Annotated in this window: 16 protein-coding genes; 9 read left to right on the forward strand and 7 right to left on the reverse strand. The window is 71.3% G+C overall.

Annotation, left to right across the window (positions count from 1 at the left end):
* Positions 1–58 precede the first annotated feature (58 nt).
* Entirely contained in the window at positions 59–988 is a 930-nt protein-coding gene (locus ACWD3E_RS15245; protein ID WP_451388156.1) for a 1-phosphofructokinase family hexose kinase, read from the forward strand.
* Here ACWD3E_RS15245 and ACWD3E_RS15250 read toward each other — a convergent pair.
* Positions 985–1,917: a carbohydrate-binding protein gene (locus ACWD3E_RS15250; RefSeq protein ID WP_451388005.1), complete on the reverse strand. Its 933-nt coding sequence runs from the start codon at positions 1,915–1,917 to the stop codon at positions 985–987. The two genes, ACWD3E_RS15245 and ACWD3E_RS15250, sit on opposite strands and share 4 nt — an antisense overlap.
* A 118-nt stretch (positions 1,918–2,035) precedes the next feature.
* The gene (cdgB, locus tag ACWD3E_RS15255; protein WP_451388006.1) at positions 2,036–3,685 is read right to left on the reverse strand and encodes a diguanylate cyclase CdgB; all 1,650 of its coding nucleotides are present in this window, start codon (positions 3,683–3,685) and stop codon (positions 2,036–2,038) included.
* Between the two features lie 306 nt (positions 3,686–3,991).
* On the opposite strand from cdgB, the gene ACWD3E_RS15260 reads away from it, so the two are divergent.
* Together ACWD3E_RS15260 and ACWD3E_RS15265 are read left to right on the forward strand one after the other, a co-directional pair.
* On the forward strand, positions 3,992–4,564 hold the full coding sequence (locus tag ACWD3E_RS15260) for a flavin reductase family protein (protein WP_451388007.1): 573 nt from the start codon (positions 3,992–3,994) through the stop codon (positions 4,562–4,564).
* A gap of 57 nt (positions 4,565–4,621) precedes the next feature.
* Entirely contained in the window at positions 4,622–5,101 is a 480-nt protein-coding gene (locus ACWD3E_RS15265) for a GNAT family N-acetyltransferase (protein ID WP_451388008.1), read from the forward strand.
* Positions 5,102–5,221: 120 nt separating this feature from the next.
* Here the strand turns inward: ACWD3E_RS15265 and ACWD3E_RS15270 are convergent, their stop codons facing one another.
* Entirely contained in the window at positions 5,222–6,061 is an 840-nt protein-coding gene (locus ACWD3E_RS15270; protein ID WP_451388009.1) for a sigma-70 family RNA polymerase sigma factor, read from the reverse strand.
* Between the two features lie 97 nt (positions 6,062–6,158).
* Complete coding sequence (arfB, locus tag ACWD3E_RS15275) at positions 6,159–6,587, reverse strand: alternative ribosome rescue aminoacyl-tRNA hydrolase ArfB (protein ID WP_451388010.1); 429 nt, start codon at positions 6,585–6,587, stop codon at positions 6,159–6,161.
* Positions 6,588–6,774: 187 nt separating this feature from the next.
* On the opposite strand from arfB, the gene ACWD3E_RS15280 reads away from it, so the two are divergent.
* The 3 genes from ACWD3E_RS15280 (at position 6,775) to ACWD3E_RS15290 (ending at position 9,805) form a co-directional block, all read left to right on the forward strand.
* Positions 6,775–7,350 (forward strand): TerD family protein, encoded by a 576-nt coding sequence (locus ACWD3E_RS15280; RefSeq protein ID WP_451388011.1) that lies wholly within the window; start codon positions 6,775–6,777, stop codon positions 7,348–7,350.
* A gap of 93 nt (positions 7,351–7,443) precedes the next feature.
* Positions 7,444–7,992: a GNAT family N-acetyltransferase gene (locus ACWD3E_RS15285; protein ID WP_451388012.1), complete on the forward strand. Its 549-nt coding sequence runs from the start codon at positions 7,444–7,446 to the stop codon at positions 7,990–7,992.
* A gap of 256 nt (positions 7,993–8,248) precedes the next feature.
* Positions 8,249–9,805, forward strand: coding sequence for a M4 family metallopeptidase (locus ACWD3E_RS15290; RefSeq protein WP_451388157.1), 1,557 nt, complete (start codon positions 8,249–8,251; stop codon positions 9,803–9,805).
* A 50-nt stretch (positions 9,806–9,855) separates the two neighbouring features.
* Here the strand turns inward: ACWD3E_RS15290 and ACWD3E_RS15295 are convergent, their stop codons facing one another.
* The gene (locus ACWD3E_RS15295) at positions 9,856–11,247 is read right to left on the reverse strand and encodes a M1 family metallopeptidase (RefSeq protein ID WP_451388013.1); all 1,392 of its coding nucleotides are present in this window, start codon (positions 11,245–11,247) and stop codon (positions 9,856–9,858) included.
* A 53-nt stretch (positions 11,248–11,300) separates the two neighbouring features.
* On the opposite strand from ACWD3E_RS15295, the gene ACWD3E_RS15300 reads away from it, so the two are divergent.
* On the forward strand, positions 11,301–11,801 hold the full coding sequence (locus ACWD3E_RS15300) for a hypothetical protein (RefSeq protein WP_451388014.1): 501 nt from the start codon (positions 11,301–11,303) through the stop codon (positions 11,799–11,801).
* Between the two features lie 22 nt (positions 11,802–11,823).
* Here ACWD3E_RS15300 and ACWD3E_RS15305 read toward each other — a convergent pair whose 3' ends face one another.
* Complete coding sequence (locus ACWD3E_RS15305) at positions 11,824–12,501, reverse strand: pentapeptide repeat-containing protein (protein WP_451388015.1); 678 nt, start codon at positions 12,499–12,501, stop codon at positions 11,824–11,826.
* Positions 12,502–12,658: 157 nt separating this feature from the next.
* Between ACWD3E_RS15305 and ACWD3E_RS15310 the strand changes: the two genes are divergently transcribed.
* Positions 12,659–13,657, forward strand: coding sequence for a zinc-binding dehydrogenase (locus tag ACWD3E_RS15310; protein ID WP_451388016.1), 999 nt, complete (start codon positions 12,659–12,661; stop codon positions 13,655–13,657).
* Positions 13,654–15,204, forward strand: coding sequence for an MFS transporter (locus ACWD3E_RS15315; protein ID WP_451388017.1), 1,551 nt, complete (start codon positions 13,654–13,656; stop codon positions 15,202–15,204). Before ACWD3E_RS15310 ends, ACWD3E_RS15315 begins: the two co-directional genes overlap by 4 nt.
* 19 nt (positions 15,205–15,223) lie before the next feature.
* Here ACWD3E_RS15315 and ACWD3E_RS15320 read toward each other — a convergent pair whose 3' ends face one another.
* Positions 15,224–16,630, reverse strand: coding sequence for an NAD(P)/FAD-dependent oxidoreductase (locus tag ACWD3E_RS15320; protein WP_451388018.1), 1,407 nt, complete (start codon positions 16,628–16,630; stop codon positions 15,224–15,226).
* Positions 16,631–16,638: the final 8 nt, after the last annotated feature.

Below are 16,638 nucleotides of genomic sequence, written 5' to 3' on the forward strand. Positions count from 1 at the left end.
AAGCGGACGACGAGGCGAACACGGCGTACGCGGCGACACGACGAAGGAGGTCGGCACGGTGATCCTCACGGTCACGCTGAACACCGCTCTCGACCTCACCTACCGCGTGCGGTCGCTGCGCCCGCACGCCTCGCACCGCGTCCAGGAGGTCGTCGAGCGGCCGGGCGGCAAGGGCGTGAACGTGGCCCGCGTGCTCGCGGCCCTCGGCCACGAGACGACGGTCACCGGCTTCGCGGGCGGCACCACCGGCCGGGAACTGCGCGAGCGGCTCGCGGGCACGCCCGGGGTGATCGACGCGCTGGTGCCGATCGCCGGGGCGACCCGGCGCACGCTCGCCGTCGTGGACGAACTGTCCGGCGACACCACCCAGTTGAACGAGCCGGGCCCGCAGATCGCGCCCGCCGAGTGGGGCGCCTTCCTGGACCGCTACGAGGAACTGCTGCCCGGCGCCTCGGCGGTGGCCCTGTGCGGCAGCCTGCCGCCGGGGGTGCCGGTCGGGGCGTACGCGAGCCTGGTCCGCACGGCCCGCACCGCCGCCGTCCCCGTCCTGCTGGACACCAGCGGCGAGGCACTGCGCCGCGGGGTCGCGGCCCGCCCCGACATCATCAAGCCGAACGCCGACGAACTGGCCGAACTCACCGGCTCCCATGAGCCGTTGCGGGCCGCCCAGGACGCCCGCCGCCGGGGCGCCCACGCGGTGGTCGCCTCCCTCGGCGCCCGGGGTCTGCTCGCCACCACCCCCGAGGGCCGCTGGCAGGCCACCCCACCGACCCTCGTCCACGGCAACCCGACCGGCGCCGGCGACTCAGCGGTCGCGGGCCTGCTCTCCGGCCTCGTGGAGAACCTCCCCTGGCCCGACCGCCTGACCCGCGCGATCGCCCTGTCGACAGCGACCGTACGGGCCCCTGTGGCAGGCGAGTTCGACCGCGCGGTCTACGAGGAGCTGCGCGAGCGGGTCACGGTGACCGGGGAGGCGGGCGCGGCCTAGGCCGAGTCCCGCTTGACCTGACCCTTCTTCAGCCATACCTGGTCCAGCAGGACGTTGCACTTGTCGCCCGCCTGGCAGGAGATGGAGATGGTGTTGGAGCCCTTGTTCAGGGTCGGCCACACGTAGGTGGTGGTCCAGCCCTTGGCGAAGTCGCCGTCGGCGACGTGCGCGTAGTTGCCCAGGCCCAGCTTGCTGCCGAACTCCTTGCCGTTGACGGTGACCGTCATCGACTGGTCCTCGACGGCGCTGTAGTTCACGAACAGCGTGTACGCGCCGGCCTCGGGAACGTCGTTGATCGTCCACGTGACCGAGGAGCCGACGGCGTTGAGGCCGCCCACGTAGACGCCGCCCGCCGCCTTGGCGCCGGTGACGTCCGAGGCCTTGGTGGCTCCGCCTGCCTGCTGGAGGGCCTGGGCGTCGGCCTTCGGGAGTTCGCCCGGGTTCGCCGAGGCGCTGTTCGGCGCGCTCGGGGAGGCGGCCTGGGACTGGGCGGGCGGGGGGTTCGCCCCGTTGTCCTTCTTGTCGCCCGAGTTGCCGCCGATCATCGCGGCGCCGATGCCGATGACGACCGCGGCGACCACCGCCATCGCACCGATCAGCAGGCCGTTGGTGTTCGGGCCGCGGCGGCCGGGGGCGGGCGGCGCCGGCCGGCTGCCGGCGGAGCCACCGCCGGGAAGGGTCTCCGGGGCCTGGTAGTGCGCGTTCGGCTGGCCGTAGGCACCCTGCTGCGGGACGGACGGCTGGCCGTACGGGGCGGTCTGCTGCTGGCCGTACTGGCGCTCACCGACCGCGCGCACCCTGCTGACCGAGTTCGGGTAGCCGTAGCCACCGGACGGCGGTTGGGCTCCGCGGGCCTGACCGTCGGCGTACAGGTAGCCGAACGGGTCGTCGTCCTCGGGCGTGCCTGCGCCGTTGTCGCCGGGCGTCATCCCTAGGTACTCCTCAACAGGTGCGGGCGGATGCGATACGTCGCTGGAATGGCGAGCCTACCCGTTCTCCCACGCCCAAACGGGTGATCCGAACGGCATCAGCGCGCTGACCTGCGGCTCATCCGGCGCGTCGGTGTTGTTTGGGACGAGATCGTTTCTCTACGTACATCCGTTCGTCGGCTGACTTCAACACTTCGTCCGCAGTCATGCCGCAGTGTGCCCATCCGATGCCGAAGCTCGCGCCCACCCGGACGGCCCGGCCCTCGGCGCGGATCGGCTGGATGATCTCGTTGCGCAGGCGTACGGCGAGGTCCTCTGCGTCGGCCTTGCCGAGGCCGTCGGCGAGGATCACGAACTCGTCGCCGCCGAGCCGGGCGACGGTGTCCCCGTCGCGCACGCCCCTGCTGAGCCTGCGGGCCACCTCGATCAGGACCGCGTCGCCCGCGTTGTGGCCGAAGCGGTCGTTGATCGACTTGAAGCCGTCCAGGTCGCAGAAGAGGACCGCGAGCCCCTTGGTGCCGTCGTCGCGGCCGTCCTCGGGGGCACTGGTGTGCACATGGTGGTCGAAGGCGTCGAACTCCTCCACGCCGGGCGCGAAGTCGAAGCCGTGCCCGGTGGGGGCCTCGTACGCGGGGTGGCCGTAGGCCGCGTCCAGGGACTCCAGGGCGTGCGCGGGCCGCCGGCACAGGCGGGCCGACAGGCGCGAACGCAGCTCGGCGGAGTTCGGCAGGCCGGTCAGCGAGTCGTGCGAGGCGCGGTGGGCGAGCTGCAGCTCGCGGCGCTTGCGCTCCTCTATGTCCTCGACGTGGGTCAAGAGGAAGCGGGGGCCGTCGGCCGCGTCCGCGACGACGGAGTTGCGCAGCGACACCCACACGTAGGTGCCGTCGCGGCGGCCGAGACGCAGCTCCGCGCGCCCGCCCTCCGCCGAGGTCCGCAGCAGCGTGCCTATGTCCTCGGGGTGGACGAGGTCGGAGAAGGAGTAGCGGCGCATCGCGGAGGCCGGGCGGCCCAGCAGCCGGCACAGGGCGTCGTTGCTGCGCAGGATCCGGCCGTGCTGGTCGCCGCCCATCTCCGCTATGGCCATGCCGGAGGGGGCGTACTCGAAGGCCTGCCGGAAGCTCTCCTCGCTGGCCCTGAGCGCCTGCTGCTCGCGCTCCAGGCGGACCAGGGCACGCTGCATGTTGGCCCGCAGGTGGGCGTTGCTGATCGCGATCGCGGCCTGGAAGGCGTACATCTGGAGGGCCTCGCGGCCCCAGGCGCCGGGCCTGCGGCCGTTGCGCGGCCGGTCGACGGAGATGACCCCGAGCAGTTCACCGCAGGAGGCGCGCTGGACGCCGGGTTTGTACATCGGGGCGAAGAGCCGGTCGGAGGGGTGCCACTCGTCCTCGAAGCGGGGCGCGGGCCCGTCCGTGAACCACTGCGGGACGTCGTCGTCGTCGAGGACCCAGCCCTCGGTGTGGGGTATGAAGACCAGGTCGCCCCACTGCTCGCCCATGTTCAGCCGCCGCTCCCAGGACTCACGCGAGCCGACCCGGCCGGTGATCAGGGCCTCGGCCGCGGGGTTCCCGGTGAAGGCGGCGACCACGAGGTCGCCGTCAGGACGCACGAGGTTCACGCACGCCATCTCGTATCCGAGGGCGTCCACCACACCGTCGGCAACGGTCTGCAGTGTGTCCGCCAGGCTGCGCGCCGTGTTCATGTCGGCCATGGCCTGGTGCAGCTGCCGCAGGGACGCAAGGCGGACGTACGGCTCCGACTCGGTCTCCATGCTCGCCCTCCCCCCGAGACCTCGCAGCGAATCAAGGGTTTCGAGCCACTGAATCACAGCGCGCTGCTCACTCGGTACACAGGGTCAACAATTCCCGCCCCTTGTGACTCAAGTCACAGGAAAAAGTGAACAATTGAGTGAGTTTTCCGCGGTTTCCGCATTTTCCCTGTCCGTTTGTTGAACGCGGGCGTTGCGGATGTGTCCACATGATGCACGAACTGCCGCTGATCCGGTCCCTGGTCCTAGGACTCGGTTCGGGCGGAGGCCCGATGCGCACCGCGGAAGGCGGAGATTAGCGTTTCCGGCGTGCTGAAGACCTCATCCCTCACCGCCACACTCTCCTCCGGGCATGCTGAGGGGGTGAGCAACGACGAGTTCCGGGCCGCGATGTCCCGGCTGGCCGCGGGCGTGGTCCTGGTGACCGCTCAGGAGCCGCCGCTGGACCCGGACGACCCCGGGGCGCCGGGTGTCGAGGACGTCGGCATGACCGCCACGGCGTTCATGTCGGTCTCCCTGGACCCGCCGCTGGTGCTCGTCAGCCTGCGCGAAGGGTCCCGGATGGACGACCTGCTCGCCGAGCAGCCCCTGTGGGCGGTCTCGGTCCTCACCGAGAGCCAGCGGCACATCGCCGGCCGCTTCGCGATGAAGGGCCGCATCAGTGACCGTCTGCTCTTCGAGGACCTCCCCTACGTCCGCGGCGAGACCACCGGCGCCCCGCTGGTCGGCGGCGCACTGGCCACCCTGGAGTGCCGCACCGAGCAGCGGGTGAGGGCCGGCGACCACACCCTGGTGATCGGCCGGGTGCTGACCGCACACGTGCCGAGCGCGGAGGGCGGCCCGCTGATGTACTTCCGCGGCCGGTACCGGCAGCTGGGCTGACCGGACGCCGCCGGAATTGCGTCGCGGCGCCGGAGGGCCCCGGCCTACGCTGCGCGCATGACATCCCAGTCGCTGCAACTGGAAGAGATATCCCCGGGGAACCTGGAGGCCGCGCTCGGCATCCGCATCCGCCCCGACCAGGAGCACGCGGTCGAGCCCGTGGTGAAGTCTCTGGCCGAGGCGTACGTCCACCCCGGCGTCGCCTGGCCCCGGCTGATCACCGACGCGGGGCGTCCCGTCGGCTTCCTGATGGCCTTCTTCGACATCGACTGGCACCTCGACGGCAGCGTGTTCCGCTCCGGCCTGTGGCGCCTGAACATCGCCGCCGAGGGGCAGGGCAAGGGCTACGGCCGCTTCGCCGTCGAGTCCGTCGCCGCGGAGATCCGCCGCAGGGGCGGCAAGGAGCTGTACGTCACCTGGCACCCGGGACCGGACGGCCCCGAGGCGTTCTACCTCCGGCTGGGCTTCCGGAAGAACGGGGAGACCAGCGGCGGGCAGACGGTGGGGGTACTGGCCCTGGACGACGTCGGGGCGTAGCTCTCGCGGATCCCGCAGATCCCGCAGATCCCGCGGATCCCGCGGATCCCGCGGATCCCGCGGATCCCGCGGATCCCGCGGATCTCTCAGGAGCCCGCCCCGGGCCGTCCGGACCATGCCTCAGACCAGCTCGATCGCCAGCTCGGCCAGCCGGGCCGGGTCGGCGACGACGTCGACGAAGGTGATCCGGTCCTGCGCGAAGGAGAAGGACAGCGCACGGATGGGGCGGTCGTCGACCAGGACGACCAGGCCGGTGACGCTGTCGACCAGCGCCGGATGCACGACGGCATTGGGGTAGGTGAACGACGAGGCACCGGAGGCGATGGCCACCGCGCCGGAGATCACGCCCTCCTCGCTGCGGGCCACCACGTCCGGGTCGAGCACCGCGAGCAGCCCGTCGAAGTCGCCCTCCCGCGCGGCGGCCAGGAAGGCGTCGACCACCCGCCGCTGCCGGGCCTTGCCGGCGTCCGGCACCTCGGCGCCGCGCACCCGGCGGCGGGCCCGGCTGGCGAGCTGCCGCGCGGCGGCCGGACTGCGCCCGAGGATGCCGCCGATCTCGTCGAAGGGCACGCCGAACAGGTCGTGCAGGACGAACGCCAGCCGCTCGGGGGGCGTAAGGGTGTCGAGGACGACGAGCAGGGCGAGACCGACGGAGTCCGCGAGCAGGGCGTCGTGCGCGGGGTCCCGGTCGGCGGTGGGGGCTGGGTGCCAGGTGTCCAGCGGCTGTTCGGCGCGGGCCTTGCGGGAGCGGAGCATGTCCAGGCAGACCCGGCCGGTGACCGTCGTCAGCCAGCCCGCGAGGTTCGCCACCTCGCCGGTGTCGGACCGGGTCAGCCGGAACCACGTCTCCTGCACGGCGTCCTCGGCCTCGGTGACCGAGCCGAGCATGCGGTAGGCGACACCCCGGAGATGCTCCCGGTACGCCTCGAACCGCTCGGCGAGAAAGTCCTGCTCGTTCATCGGCACTGGCGCCCCTTCGGCCTGCATCCGTACGCCTCCCAAGGATGACGAAGGGGAGCGCGGAAACGTGACACGGGGGAGCCCGACTGCGGGCGTACTACGCCCAGTTGCGCCCGGAGCGGCCCTGCTTCTTCTCCGCGCGCTGCTTCTTCTCGCGCAGTCGGCGTTCGTTGATGCCGCGCGGGATGCGGGTCGGCTTGCGCGGCTTGGGCGGCGGTGCGGTGGCCTCCGCGAGGAGGGCGGCGAGCCGTACGGCGGCGGCCTCGCGGTTGCGCCACTGGGAGCGGTGCTCGGAGGACCGTACGACGACGACGCCGTCCACCAGCCGCCCGGCCAGCCGCTCCAGCGCCCGCTCCTTCCACACCGGCGGCAGCGCCTCGGTGTTGGCCAGGTCGAACCGCAGTTCGACCTGTGAGTCGCTCGTGTTCACGTGCTGCCCGCCGGGCCCGGACGACCTGGAGAAACGCCACGTCAGCTCGGCCTCGGGAAGCGAGACGGAGCCACGGATGACATAAGGACCGGCCATGCCTCCATGTTCCCGGCCGGACCCGCCCCGCGTCACCCGGATTTCCCGGCGGCGTGCATCGGGTAAAAAAGGTAAAGGGATCAGGAACCGCGGGGACCCCCCTCGACGTTCTTCCCGGTGACGCTAGTTTCGTCGGCAAGAGTGCGTCGGCAAAGGTGCACGGAAACCAAGGAAGGGACTCCCGATCATGGCTGTAAGCCTGTCCAAGGGTGGCAACGTCTCGCTCACCAAGGAGGCTCCGGGCCTGACCGCCGTCACCGTGGGCCTCGGCTGGGACGTCCGCACCACCACCGGCACGGACTTCGACCTGGACGCCTCCGCCATCGCGGTGAACACGCAGGGCAAGGTCTACTCGGACGGCCACTTCGTCTTCTTCAACAACAAGCAGACCCCCGACAACTCCATCGTCCACACCGGCGACAACCGCACCGGCGAGGGCGCGGGCGACGACGAGGCGATCAACGTCAACCTCTCGGCCCTCCCGGCCGACGTCGACAAGATCGTCTTCCCGGTCTCCATCTACGACGCCGAGAACCGCGGCCAGAACTTCGGCCAGGTCCGCAACGCCTACATCCGCATCGTCAACCAGGCCGGCGGCGCCGAGATCGCCCGCTACGACCTCTCCGAGGACGCGGCCACCGAGACGGCCATGATCTTCGGCGAGCTGTACCGCAACGGCGCGGAGTGGAAGTTCCGCGCGGTGGGCCAGGGTTACGCCTCGGGCCTCGTGGGCATCGCCCAGGACTTCGGCGTCAACGTCTGACGAACGCTGTCCAGGGCCGGCGCCGCGATGAACGCGGCGCCGGCCGGGCAAAACCGGAGGTGGGCAACAGCCCCTCGGGGATAGCTTGCCCCCGTGATTCTTGAGCCCCTCTCCCCCGCCCTGCCGGAAGCCCTGCTGTCAGAACTCACCGCGCTCTACGCGTCCAACCACGAGTTCCACCGGCTCAGCGGCGACTTCCCCGACCCGGACGACGTACGCCCCGAGCAGGTCGCGGCCACGCTGGCCGAGGACTTGGCCGTGCCGGGCACCGAGGTGCTGCTCGCCCGCACGGAGGAGGGACGCCTCGTCGGTCTCGCGGGCACGCGCGCCCACCATCCGGACCCCGCCGACCCGGACCCGTGGATCGGGCTGCTGCTGGTGGACGCGGCCGAGCAGGGCAAGGGCTACGGCCGTACGCTCGCGGAACTCGTCGAGAACCGTTTCCACGCGCAGGGACGCAGCGCCGTACGCCTCGCCGTCCTCGAGAACAACCCCAAGGCTCTGGCCTTCTGGACCGCCCTCGGCTACGAGACCATCGCCCACCGCCCCGACCGCACCCTCGGCCGCCCCTGCGCCGTCCTGCGCAAGCCACTGCACCGCGCGGACGGGTGTCTCAATTCCTCCTGTTCAAACAGCAGTTGATCATCATTTCGCCGTCCGTATAGCGGTTCTGACCGCACGCCTTTCGGATACAAACACGTAAAGTCCTGTCGGGACTCTGTCAAAGAGGGTGGTCCGGGTGCCACCCTCTCCTCACTCGCCGCACCTCTGTGCATTAGCTGTGCCCCACCTGTGTCTTCGGCCCCACGGAGACCAGCTCAAAGGAGACCGAGTGAGTCAGCCCCACGTCACCCGTAAGGCCACTGTGCGCGCCGCTGCCCTGATCGGCTCGGCCGCGATGGTCGTCCTCGCACTGCAGAACGGCGCCGCCACCGCAGCCCCCGAGCACACCCCCGGTGCCCTCGCGGCCCCGCTCAGCACCTCCGCCCGCGTCGCCGCCCTGAAGTCGGCCCAGGAGCACGCTGGTTCCGCGGCCCGTGAACTCGGGCTCGGCAGCAAGGAGAAGCTGGTCGTCCGGGACGTGATCAAGGACCGCGACGGCACGGTCCACACCCGCTACGAGCGCACCTACGCGGGCCTGCCCGTCCTCGGCGGCGACCTGGTCACCCACGTGGCGAAGAACGGCGACCTCAAGGGCGTCAGCAAGGCGACCAAGGCCCGGATATCCGTGCCGACCACGACGGCCGCCGTCTCCCCCACGAACGCCAAGAAGAGCGCCCTGAAGGCCGCGAGCGGCACCAAGGCCACCACCTCGACCTCCCGCAAGGTCGTCTGGGCGGACGGCGCCAAGCCGGTCCTCGCCTACGAGTCCGTCGTCAAGGGCGTCCAGCACGACGGCACCCCGAGCGAGCTGCACGTCATCACCGACGCCACCACCGGCAAGCAGCTCTACTCCTACCAGGCCATCGAGACCGGCACGGGCAACACCCGGTACAGCGGAACCGTCACCCTCAACAGCACCGCCTCCGCCACCGGCGGCTTCGACCTGATCGACGGCCTGCGCGGCGGCCACAAGACGTACGACCTGAACGGCGGCACGACCGGCACCGGCACCCTCTTCCACAACTCCGCCGACGTCTGGGGCGACGGCACCAACACCAACCGTCAGACCGCCGCCGCCGACGCCGCCTATGGCGCCGGCGTCACCTGGGACTTCTACAAGTCCGCGTTCAACCGCAACGGCATCGCTGGCGACGGCCGGGCCGCCTACTCCCGCGTCCACTACGGCAACGCCTACGTCAACGCGTTCTGGGACGACAGCTGCTTCTGCATGACGTACGGCGACGGCGCGAACAACAACGACCCGCTGACCTCCCTCGACGTCGCCGGCCACGAGATGAGCCACGGCCTGACCGCGGCCACCGCGAAGCTCAACTACCGGGGCGAGTCCGGCGGCCTGAACGAGGCCACCTCGGACATCTTCGGCACCTCGGTGGAGTTCTTCGCGAACAACGCCTCCGACCCCGGTGACTACCTCATCGGCGAGGAGATCGACATCAACGGCAACGGCACCCCGCTGCGCTACATGGACAAGCCCAGCAAGGACGGCAGCTCCGCCGACTACTGGTCCAGCAAGGTCGGCCGCCTCAACGTGCACTACTCCTCCGGCGTCGCCAACCACTTCTTCTACCTGCTGTCCGAGGGCAGCGGCGCGAAGACCATCAACGGGGTCTCCTACAACTCCCCGACGTACGACGGCTCCACGGTCACCGGCATCGGCCGGGACAAGGCCGACCAGATCTGGTACAAGGCCCTGAGCACGTACATGACCTCGACCACCAACTACGCGGGCGCCCGCACCGCCACCCTGCAGGCCGCGGCCGACCTGTACGGCTCCGGCGGCGTGGAGTACAACGCCGTGGCGGCGGCGTGGAAGGCCGTCAACGTCAACTAGCAGTTATTGACTGCCGGTTCCGCAGCCGGGCCATCCGTCGTCGCGTCACGTCACGGGTGGTCCGGCTTGCCGTCTCTGTACAGCCAGTCCTTCCAGATCTCGCCGAAGTCCTTGTCCGGGGCCTTCTTCTCGACGTACGCGGTGAAGTCGGCGGTGCTCGCCGTGCCGTAGCGGTGGGTGGCGACCCAGCCCTGGATGATGTCGTAGAAGGCATCGTCGCCGACCTTCTGCCGGATCTTGTGCAGGACCATCGCGCCGCGCTCGTAGACGGGCGTGTCGGAGATGTGCGCCGCGCTCGACGGCTTCGCGGGCGGGTACGCCCACAGGGCCTCGTCGTCCCCCTTGTAGAGGTCCGTGAAGGTCTTCTGGGCGCTGTCGCCGCCGTGGTCCTCGTCGTACAGCCACTGCGCGTAGGTGGCGAAGCCCTCGTTGAGCCACATGTCCCGCCAGGACTTCGGGGTGACCGCGTCGCCGTACCACTGGTGGGCGAGTTCGTGCACGAGGGTGTCGGTGTCGGGGGCGCCGGGGAAGAAGGGACGATTCTGCGTCTCCAGGGCGTAGCCGGAGTCCTTCGGGCGGTCGACGATCGCGCCGGTCGAGGAGAAGGGGTACGGGCCGAAGTTGTACTCCTCCCACGCGATGATCGCGGGGATCTTCGCGAGCACCCCCTTGCTCGCCTTGGCCTGGGTGGGGTCGACGGCGGTGACGATGGGCAGGCCGTGCGGGCCGGTGGTGCGGGTGATCTCGAAGTGGCCGATGGCGACCACGGCCAGGTAGCTGGCCATGGGCCGGTCGGTGTGCCAGGCGTAGGCCGTACGGCCACCCTTGTCGCTCTGGCTCGTCAACTCGCCGTTGGAGACGGCCTGGAGGCCCTTCGGCACGGTGACCGTGATGTCGTACGTCGCCTTGTCGGAGGGGTGGTTGTTGCCCGGGAACCAGGCCATCGAGCCGACCGGCTCGCCGAGCCCGGCCGCGCCGTCGGCGGTGCGCAGCCAGCCCTCCTGGGAACCGTCGGGGTCGGTGAGGGTCCGCGGGACGCCCGAGTAGCGGACGGTCGTGCTGAAGGTCTCGCCCTTGCGCAGGTCGTCGTGCGGGCGGACGGTGAGCTCCTGTCCGGAACGGCTGACGAGGGCGTCCTTGCCCTCGACGGTGACCGAGTCGACGTGCAGTCCGGCGAGGTCCAGGTCGAAGGCGGTCAGGTCCTTCGTGGCCCGCGCGGTGATCACGGCCTTGCCGGTGAGGCGGCCGGTGCCGGGGGTGTAGTCCAGCGCGAGGTCGTAGTGGTCGACGTCGTAGCCGCCGTTGCCCGCCTTCGGGAAGTACGGGTCCCGCACGCCGGGACCGCCCGGGGTGCCGCGCACGCCGCCGTCGCACCCGGTGCCGGCGAGGAGGAGGGCGAGCACGCCCGCGACGGCCGGGACAACACGCACGGATCTGGACATGTCAGTGATCTTAAAGGGGGCGCCCGCTCACCAGGCATGACACCATCTCTCCCGTGCTCGACATCGGCTACGCCCTCTCCAACCGCTTCCCGGATCCGCCGCAGACCGACTACCGCCGTGCGGACGTCCACGCGCTGCGGCACGACCTGTTCTGCGGGGACGTCTATCTCGCGGACACCGAGTCGGACCGGGAGCTGTCCACAGCCTGGGGATGGGTGCCGGTGCTGGACTTCGCGTGGGCGCTGTGCGACATCGTGGAGCAGCTGGACCGGGACCCCATGGGCTCCCGGGCCTCCCGGCCCCAGCACGCGGAGCTGGACTTCACCGAGTCCACCGACCGCATGCTGTTCGAGCGCCGCTTCGGCTGGGTGGACGTCGAGGCCGACTGGATGCCGGCCGAGGAGGCGCCGCTCACCTTCTCCCACGCCGAACTCCGCCGTGAGGCCCGCGACTTCCTGCACGACCTGATCGCCGATCTGACCGACCTCCACGAGGACCTGGCGGAGAACCCGGCGATCTGGACCCTTCAGGCGCGCTTCCCCCGCATCCCCTGAAGCCTCACCTCTCCACGACGACTCACCCCTCCACCCGGATCCCCAGCTCCGCCGCCAGCACCGGCGCCAGATCCAGCAGCTGCCCCGTGCTGATCACCGCCCCCGACAGCCGGTCCAGCCCCCGCGCGATCTCCAGCGAAGCGGCCCCGCGCAGGTCCACGTCCGTCAGCGTGACCCCGCTGAAGTCCGCCTCCTTCAGCGTGCAGTCCACGAACTCGACCCGCTCCAGGCGGGCGCCCGCGAAGTCCGGCTCGACCAGGACGCAGGACTCGAAGACGACGTCCTTGAGGCGGGCCTCGCGGAGGTTGAGGTAGTCGAGCTTTCCGCCGCGGACCACGACCCGTTCCAGGACGGCGCCGTGCAGCTGGGTGCCGCCCAGGCGCGCGTCGGTCAGCTCGGCGTCGCGGAAGGTGGCCTCGGCGAGATCGGTGCCGACCCCGCGCAGGCCGCTGAGCACGGTGTCGAGGAAGCGGGCCTGGCGCAGGCCCGTCTCGTCCACCGCGCAGTCTCTGAGCGCACAGTCCAGAAACCGGGCGCCCGCCCCGCGCTGCCCGGCCAGATCCGCCTCCCGGAACTCCAGCCCGTCGTAGTCGCCGTCCGGCTCCAACTCTCCGTCGGCCCACGGTTCCAGCGGCGGCAGCCGCAGCTCCGGGCGCTGCACGCCCTTCACCTTCGCCCCGCCCGTCGCTCTCCTCGTCATGGCCTCCATGCTGCACCCCGCCACTGACAGTCCCCCTCGGCCGATTCCCCCTTGACCTAAAGCTTGGTTGAGGTTGAAGAGTGGACGGGCACCAGTCGCGACAAAGACACAGCGACAGGCACACAGCCACACAGCCAGCACAGCCCTGGGGGAGCCCATGCACGCCGTCCGCCTGCACGCCTTCGGTCCGGCCGAGAACCTCGTCCTCGAAGAGGTCGCGGATCCCGTGCCCGGCCCGGGGCAGGTGCGTGTCGCGGTCCGTGCGGCCGGCGTGCACCTGCTCGACACGGCGCTGCGGGAGGGCCACCAGGGCCCGCTGCCCGAACTGCCCGCCCTGCCGACCGTGCCCGGCCGGGAGGTCGCGGGCGTGGTCGACGCGCTCGGCGACGGCGTCGACGCGTTGTGGCTGGGCAAGCGGGTGGTCGCCCACCTCGGCTTCGCGCCCGGGGGCTACGCCGAACTCGCCGTCACCGACGTCGAGCGCCTGCACGAGATCCCCGGGAACCTGGACTTCGCGGCTGCCGTCGCCATGATCGGCACGGGCCGTACCGCCCTGGGGATCGTGCAGTTCACCGAGCTGGGACCGGACGACGTGGTCGTCGTACCGGCCGCGGCCGGCGGCATCGGCACGCTGCTCGTGCAGTACGCCAAGAACGCCGGAGCGGTGGTGATCGGGCTCGCGGGCGGGGCCGAGAAGACCGCCCGCGTCCGGGCCGAGGGCGCCGATCTCGCCGTCGACTACACCGACCCCGACTGGCCCGCGAAGGTCCGCGCCCACCTGGGCGGACTCGCGAGGCCAACCGCGCATCAAGAGGGGACGGCAACTGTCGTGTACGACGGCGTCGGCGGCGAGGTCGCCCGGGAAGCCGTCGCGCTGCTCGGGCCGGGCGGGCGGCACCTCGTCTTCGGCTGGTCGGCGGAGGGGATCGGGCCCGGCCAGGGGCACCACGTCGAGGGCCTCTCCGAGTCCGTCCTCGGACCGGCCATGCTCCAGAAGGCAGGAGGGCTGCGCGCACTCGAACTGCGCGCCCTCGCCGAGGCCGCCCAGGACCGGCTGCGCCCGGCCGTCACCCGTTTCCCGCTCGCCGAGGCAGCCGCCGCCCACCGGGCGCTGGAGAACCGCGGCACGATCGGAAAGGTGGTGCTGGAACCATGAAGAGAGCCATGAAGGCCGGCCCCTCGACTGCCGGCCGAACAGGTGAACCTGGCGCAGCCGTTCCCGGCATACCCGGCGAAGCCGACCCCTACCGCTGGTGGGGCCTGGTCGTCGTCGGCCTCGCCCAGCTCATGGTGATCCTGGACGGGACCATCGTGAACATCGCGCTCCCCTCCGCCCAGCGCGACCTGCACATGTCCGACGGCAACCGGCAATGGGTCATCACCGCCTACGCCCTCGCCTTCGGCGGGCTCCTGCTGCTGGGCGGCCGCATCGCCGACCTCGTCGGCCGCAGACGCAGCTTCGTCATCGGTCTGATCGGGTTCGCTGCCGCCTCCGCGCTCGGGGGCGCGGCCGCCTCCTCCGGCATGCTCTTCTGCGCCCGCGCCCTTCAGGGCGTCTTCGCCGCGATCCTCGCGCCCGCCACGCTCAGCCTGGTGACCACGACGTTCACCGACCCACGAGAGCGCGCCAAGGCGTTCGGGATCGTCGGCGCCCTCGGCGGCAGCGGCACCGCGGTCGGATTCGTCGTGGGCGGCCTGACCGCCGAGTACCTCAGCTGGCGCTGGTGCCTGTATGTCAACGTGCCCATCGCCACCGTCACGGTGCTCGGCGCCTTCGCCCTCCTGCGCGAGCGCCCCGGCACCGCGAGCGCGGGGGCCCGGCTGGACGTGCTCGGCGTACTGCTCGGCTGTGGCGGGCTCGTCGCGCTCGTCTACGGCTTCAGCGAGGCCGACGCGCTCGGCTGGACCGACTCCCTGGTCCTTGGCCTGTTCGCGGGCGGGGTGCTGCTGCTCGGGCTGTTCGTCGCGTGGCAGCAGCGGGCGACCAGCCCGCTGCTCCCGCTGCACATCATCAAGGACCGCAACCGCGCGGGCAGCGTCCTGACGATGATGCTCGCGATCATCGGCCAGTTCGCGCTGTTCCTGTTCATGACCTACTACCTCCAGGTCGTCCTCGGCTACTCGCCGGTCAAGGCGGGCCTGGCCTTCCTGCCGCTGACCGCCGCGATCCTCGCCGGTTCCACCCAGATCTCGGCACGCCTGCTCACGCACGTCGCCCCGCGCCTGCTGATGGTGCCCGGCACACTCCTCGCCATGACCGGCCTGCTGCTGCTGACCCGGCTGACCGTGCACTCCTCGTACGCCACCGAGGTCCTGCCCGCCCTGCTGCCGATGGGCGTCGGCGTCGGCATGACGTTCATGGCGATCTTCGCCACCGCCACCGCCGGCGTCTCGCCGCGTGACGCAGGCGTCACCTCGGCCACGGTCAACACCGCGCAGCAGGTGGGCGGTTCGATCGGTACGGCCCTGCTCAACACCATCGCCACCACGGCCGGCGACCGCTACGTCACCGCCCACCTGCACCACCCCGCCCAGAAGGCCGCCGTGGTCCGGGCGGGCCTGGTGCACGGCTACACCGTGGCCATCTGGTGGGCGGTCGGCGTGATGCTGATGGCTTCTGTGGTCGCGGGCCTGTTCGTGACGGCCAAGGCCCCCAAGAACCGGGCACCGGCCGACGCGCCGGTCGCGGAGCCGGCCACCTAGGCCTACAGGGCCCAGCCCCTCAGTGCCGGCCGGCCACCTTGTCCGCCACCCGCGCAAGGCGCGACGACTCCGTGCCCGGCCGCAGGCGTTCGCGCTGGTCGGCGGCGCGGTAGGTGGCGTACATGCCCTGCACGCCGAGCCAGCGGAAGGGCTCCGGCTCCCACTTGCGGACCTTGTGGTTCACCCACGGCAGGTCGGTCAGCTCGGTGCGGCCGGCCTGCCCCGAGTCCTGCTGGACCAGGTCGCGCAGCGTGCGGGCGGCCAGGTTGGCGGTGGCGACGCCCGAGCCGACGTAACCGCCCGCCCAGCCCAGGCCCGTCGAACGGTCCAGGGTGACGGTCGCGCACCAGTCGCGCGGCACCCCCAGCACACCCGACCAGGCGTGCTCCACCCGCACCCCGGCCAGCGCCGGGAAGAAGCGCACGAGGATCTCGTGCAGCGCCTCGATCGTCGCCTCCTGCGTACGACCGTCGTTGTCCGTCCGCGAGCCGAAGCGGTACGGCACCCCGCGCCCGCCGAGCGCGATCCGGCCGTCGGCGGTGCGCTGCGCGTACATGTAGGCGTGCGCCATGTCGCCGAGGGTCTCCCGGCCCTCCCAGCCGATCGCCGCCCACTGCTCGTCCGTCAGCGGCTCGGTGGCGATCATCGAGGAGTTCATCGGCAGCCAGGTCCGCCGCTGCCCCTTCAGGGACGCCGTGAAGCCCTCGGTGCAGCGCAGGACGTAGGGCGCGCGGACGGTGCCGTACGGGGTGACGGCGTGCTTGGGACGGAGCTCCGTCACCGGAGTCGCCTCGTGGATGGTGACGCCGAGGGCTTCCACGGCCGCCGCCAGCCCCTTCACCAGCTTCACCGGGTGCAGCCGGGCCCCGTGCGGGGTCCAGGCCGAGCCGACCGCGTCCGCGATCCTGATCCGCTCGGCCGTCTGCCGGGCGCCGTACAGCTCGCGGTCCTTCTCGCCGTACGACAGCTCGTGCTCGTGGAACGCCTTGAGCCGCGCCAACTGGGCGGGCGTGGTGGCCACTTCGAGCACCCCGCCCTGGTGGACGTCGGCCTCGATGCCCTCGTGCCGGGCGACCCGGACGACCTCGTCCACGGTGTCGTTCATCGCCTTCTGCAGCCGTACGGCGGCCTCGTGGCCGTGCAGCTTCGCGTACCGGTCGCGGCCCGCGATGCCGTTGTACAGCCAGCCGCCGTTGCGGCCGGAGGCGCCGTAACCGCAGAACTTCTGCTCCAGGACGGTGATCCGCAGGAAGGGGGCGGCCTTCTTCAGGTAGTACGCCGTCCACAGGCCCGTGTACCCGCCGCCGACGATCACCACGTCCGCCGAGGCGTCCCCGGTCAGCGGCTCCCGCATCGCCGGAAGGCCGTCGTCCGCGTACCAGAAGGAGATGCCGCCGTTGACGGCACTGCTTGCCGAGCTGCTCATGCGCGGGA

This window comes from Streptomyces sp. NPDC002676, assembly GCF_053592455.1.

Bases quoted from the DNA above. Each gene is read 5' to 3' on its own strand.
- arfB (WP_451388010.1), bottom strand. From the start codon at position 6,587: ATGGCCGGTCCTTATGTCATCCGTGGCTCCGTCTCGCTTCCCGAGGCC.
- ACWD3E_RS15290 (WP_451388157.1), top strand. From the start codon at position 8,249: ATGGTCGTCCTCGCACTGCAGAACGGCGCCGCCACCGCAGCCCCCGAG.
- ACWD3E_RS15270 (WP_451388009.1), bottom strand. From the start codon at position 6,061: ATGAACGAGCAGGACTTTCTCGCCGAGCGGTTCGAGGCGTACCGGGAG.
- ACWD3E_RS15310 (WP_451388016.1), top strand. From the start codon at position 12,659: ATGCACGCCGTCCGCCTGCACGCCTTCGGTCCGGCCGAGAACCTCGTC.
- ACWD3E_RS15280 (WP_451388011.1), top strand. From the start codon at position 6,775: ATGGCTGTAAGCCTGTCCAAGGGTGGCAACGTCTCGCTCACCAAGGAG.
- ACWD3E_RS15305 (WP_451388015.1), bottom strand. From the start codon at position 12,501: ATGACGAGGAGAGCGACGGGCGGGGCGAAGGTGAAGGGCGTGCAGCGC.
- ACWD3E_RS15250 (WP_451388005.1), bottom strand. From the start codon at position 1,917: ATGACGCCCGGCGACAACGGCGCAGGCACGCCCGAGGACGACGACCCG.
- ACWD3E_RS15265 (WP_451388008.1), top strand. From the start codon at position 4,622: ATGACATCCCAGTCGCTGCAACTGGAAGAGATATCCCCGGGGAACCTG.
- ACWD3E_RS15320 (WP_451388018.1), bottom strand. From the start codon at position 16,630: ATGAGCAGCTCGGCAAGCAGTGCCGTCAACGGCGGCATCTCCTTCTGG.
- ACWD3E_RS15295 (WP_451388013.1), bottom strand. From the start codon at position 11,247: ATGTCCAGATCCGTGCGTGTTGTCCCGGCCGTCGCGGGCGTGCTCGCC.
- cdgB (WP_451388006.1), bottom strand. From the start codon at position 3,685: ATGGAGACCGAGTCGGAGCCGTACGTCCGCCTTGCGTCCCTGCGGCAG.
- ACWD3E_RS15315 (WP_451388017.1), top strand. From the start codon at position 13,654: ATGAAGAGAGCCATGAAGGCCGGCCCCTCGACTGCCGGCCGAACAGGT.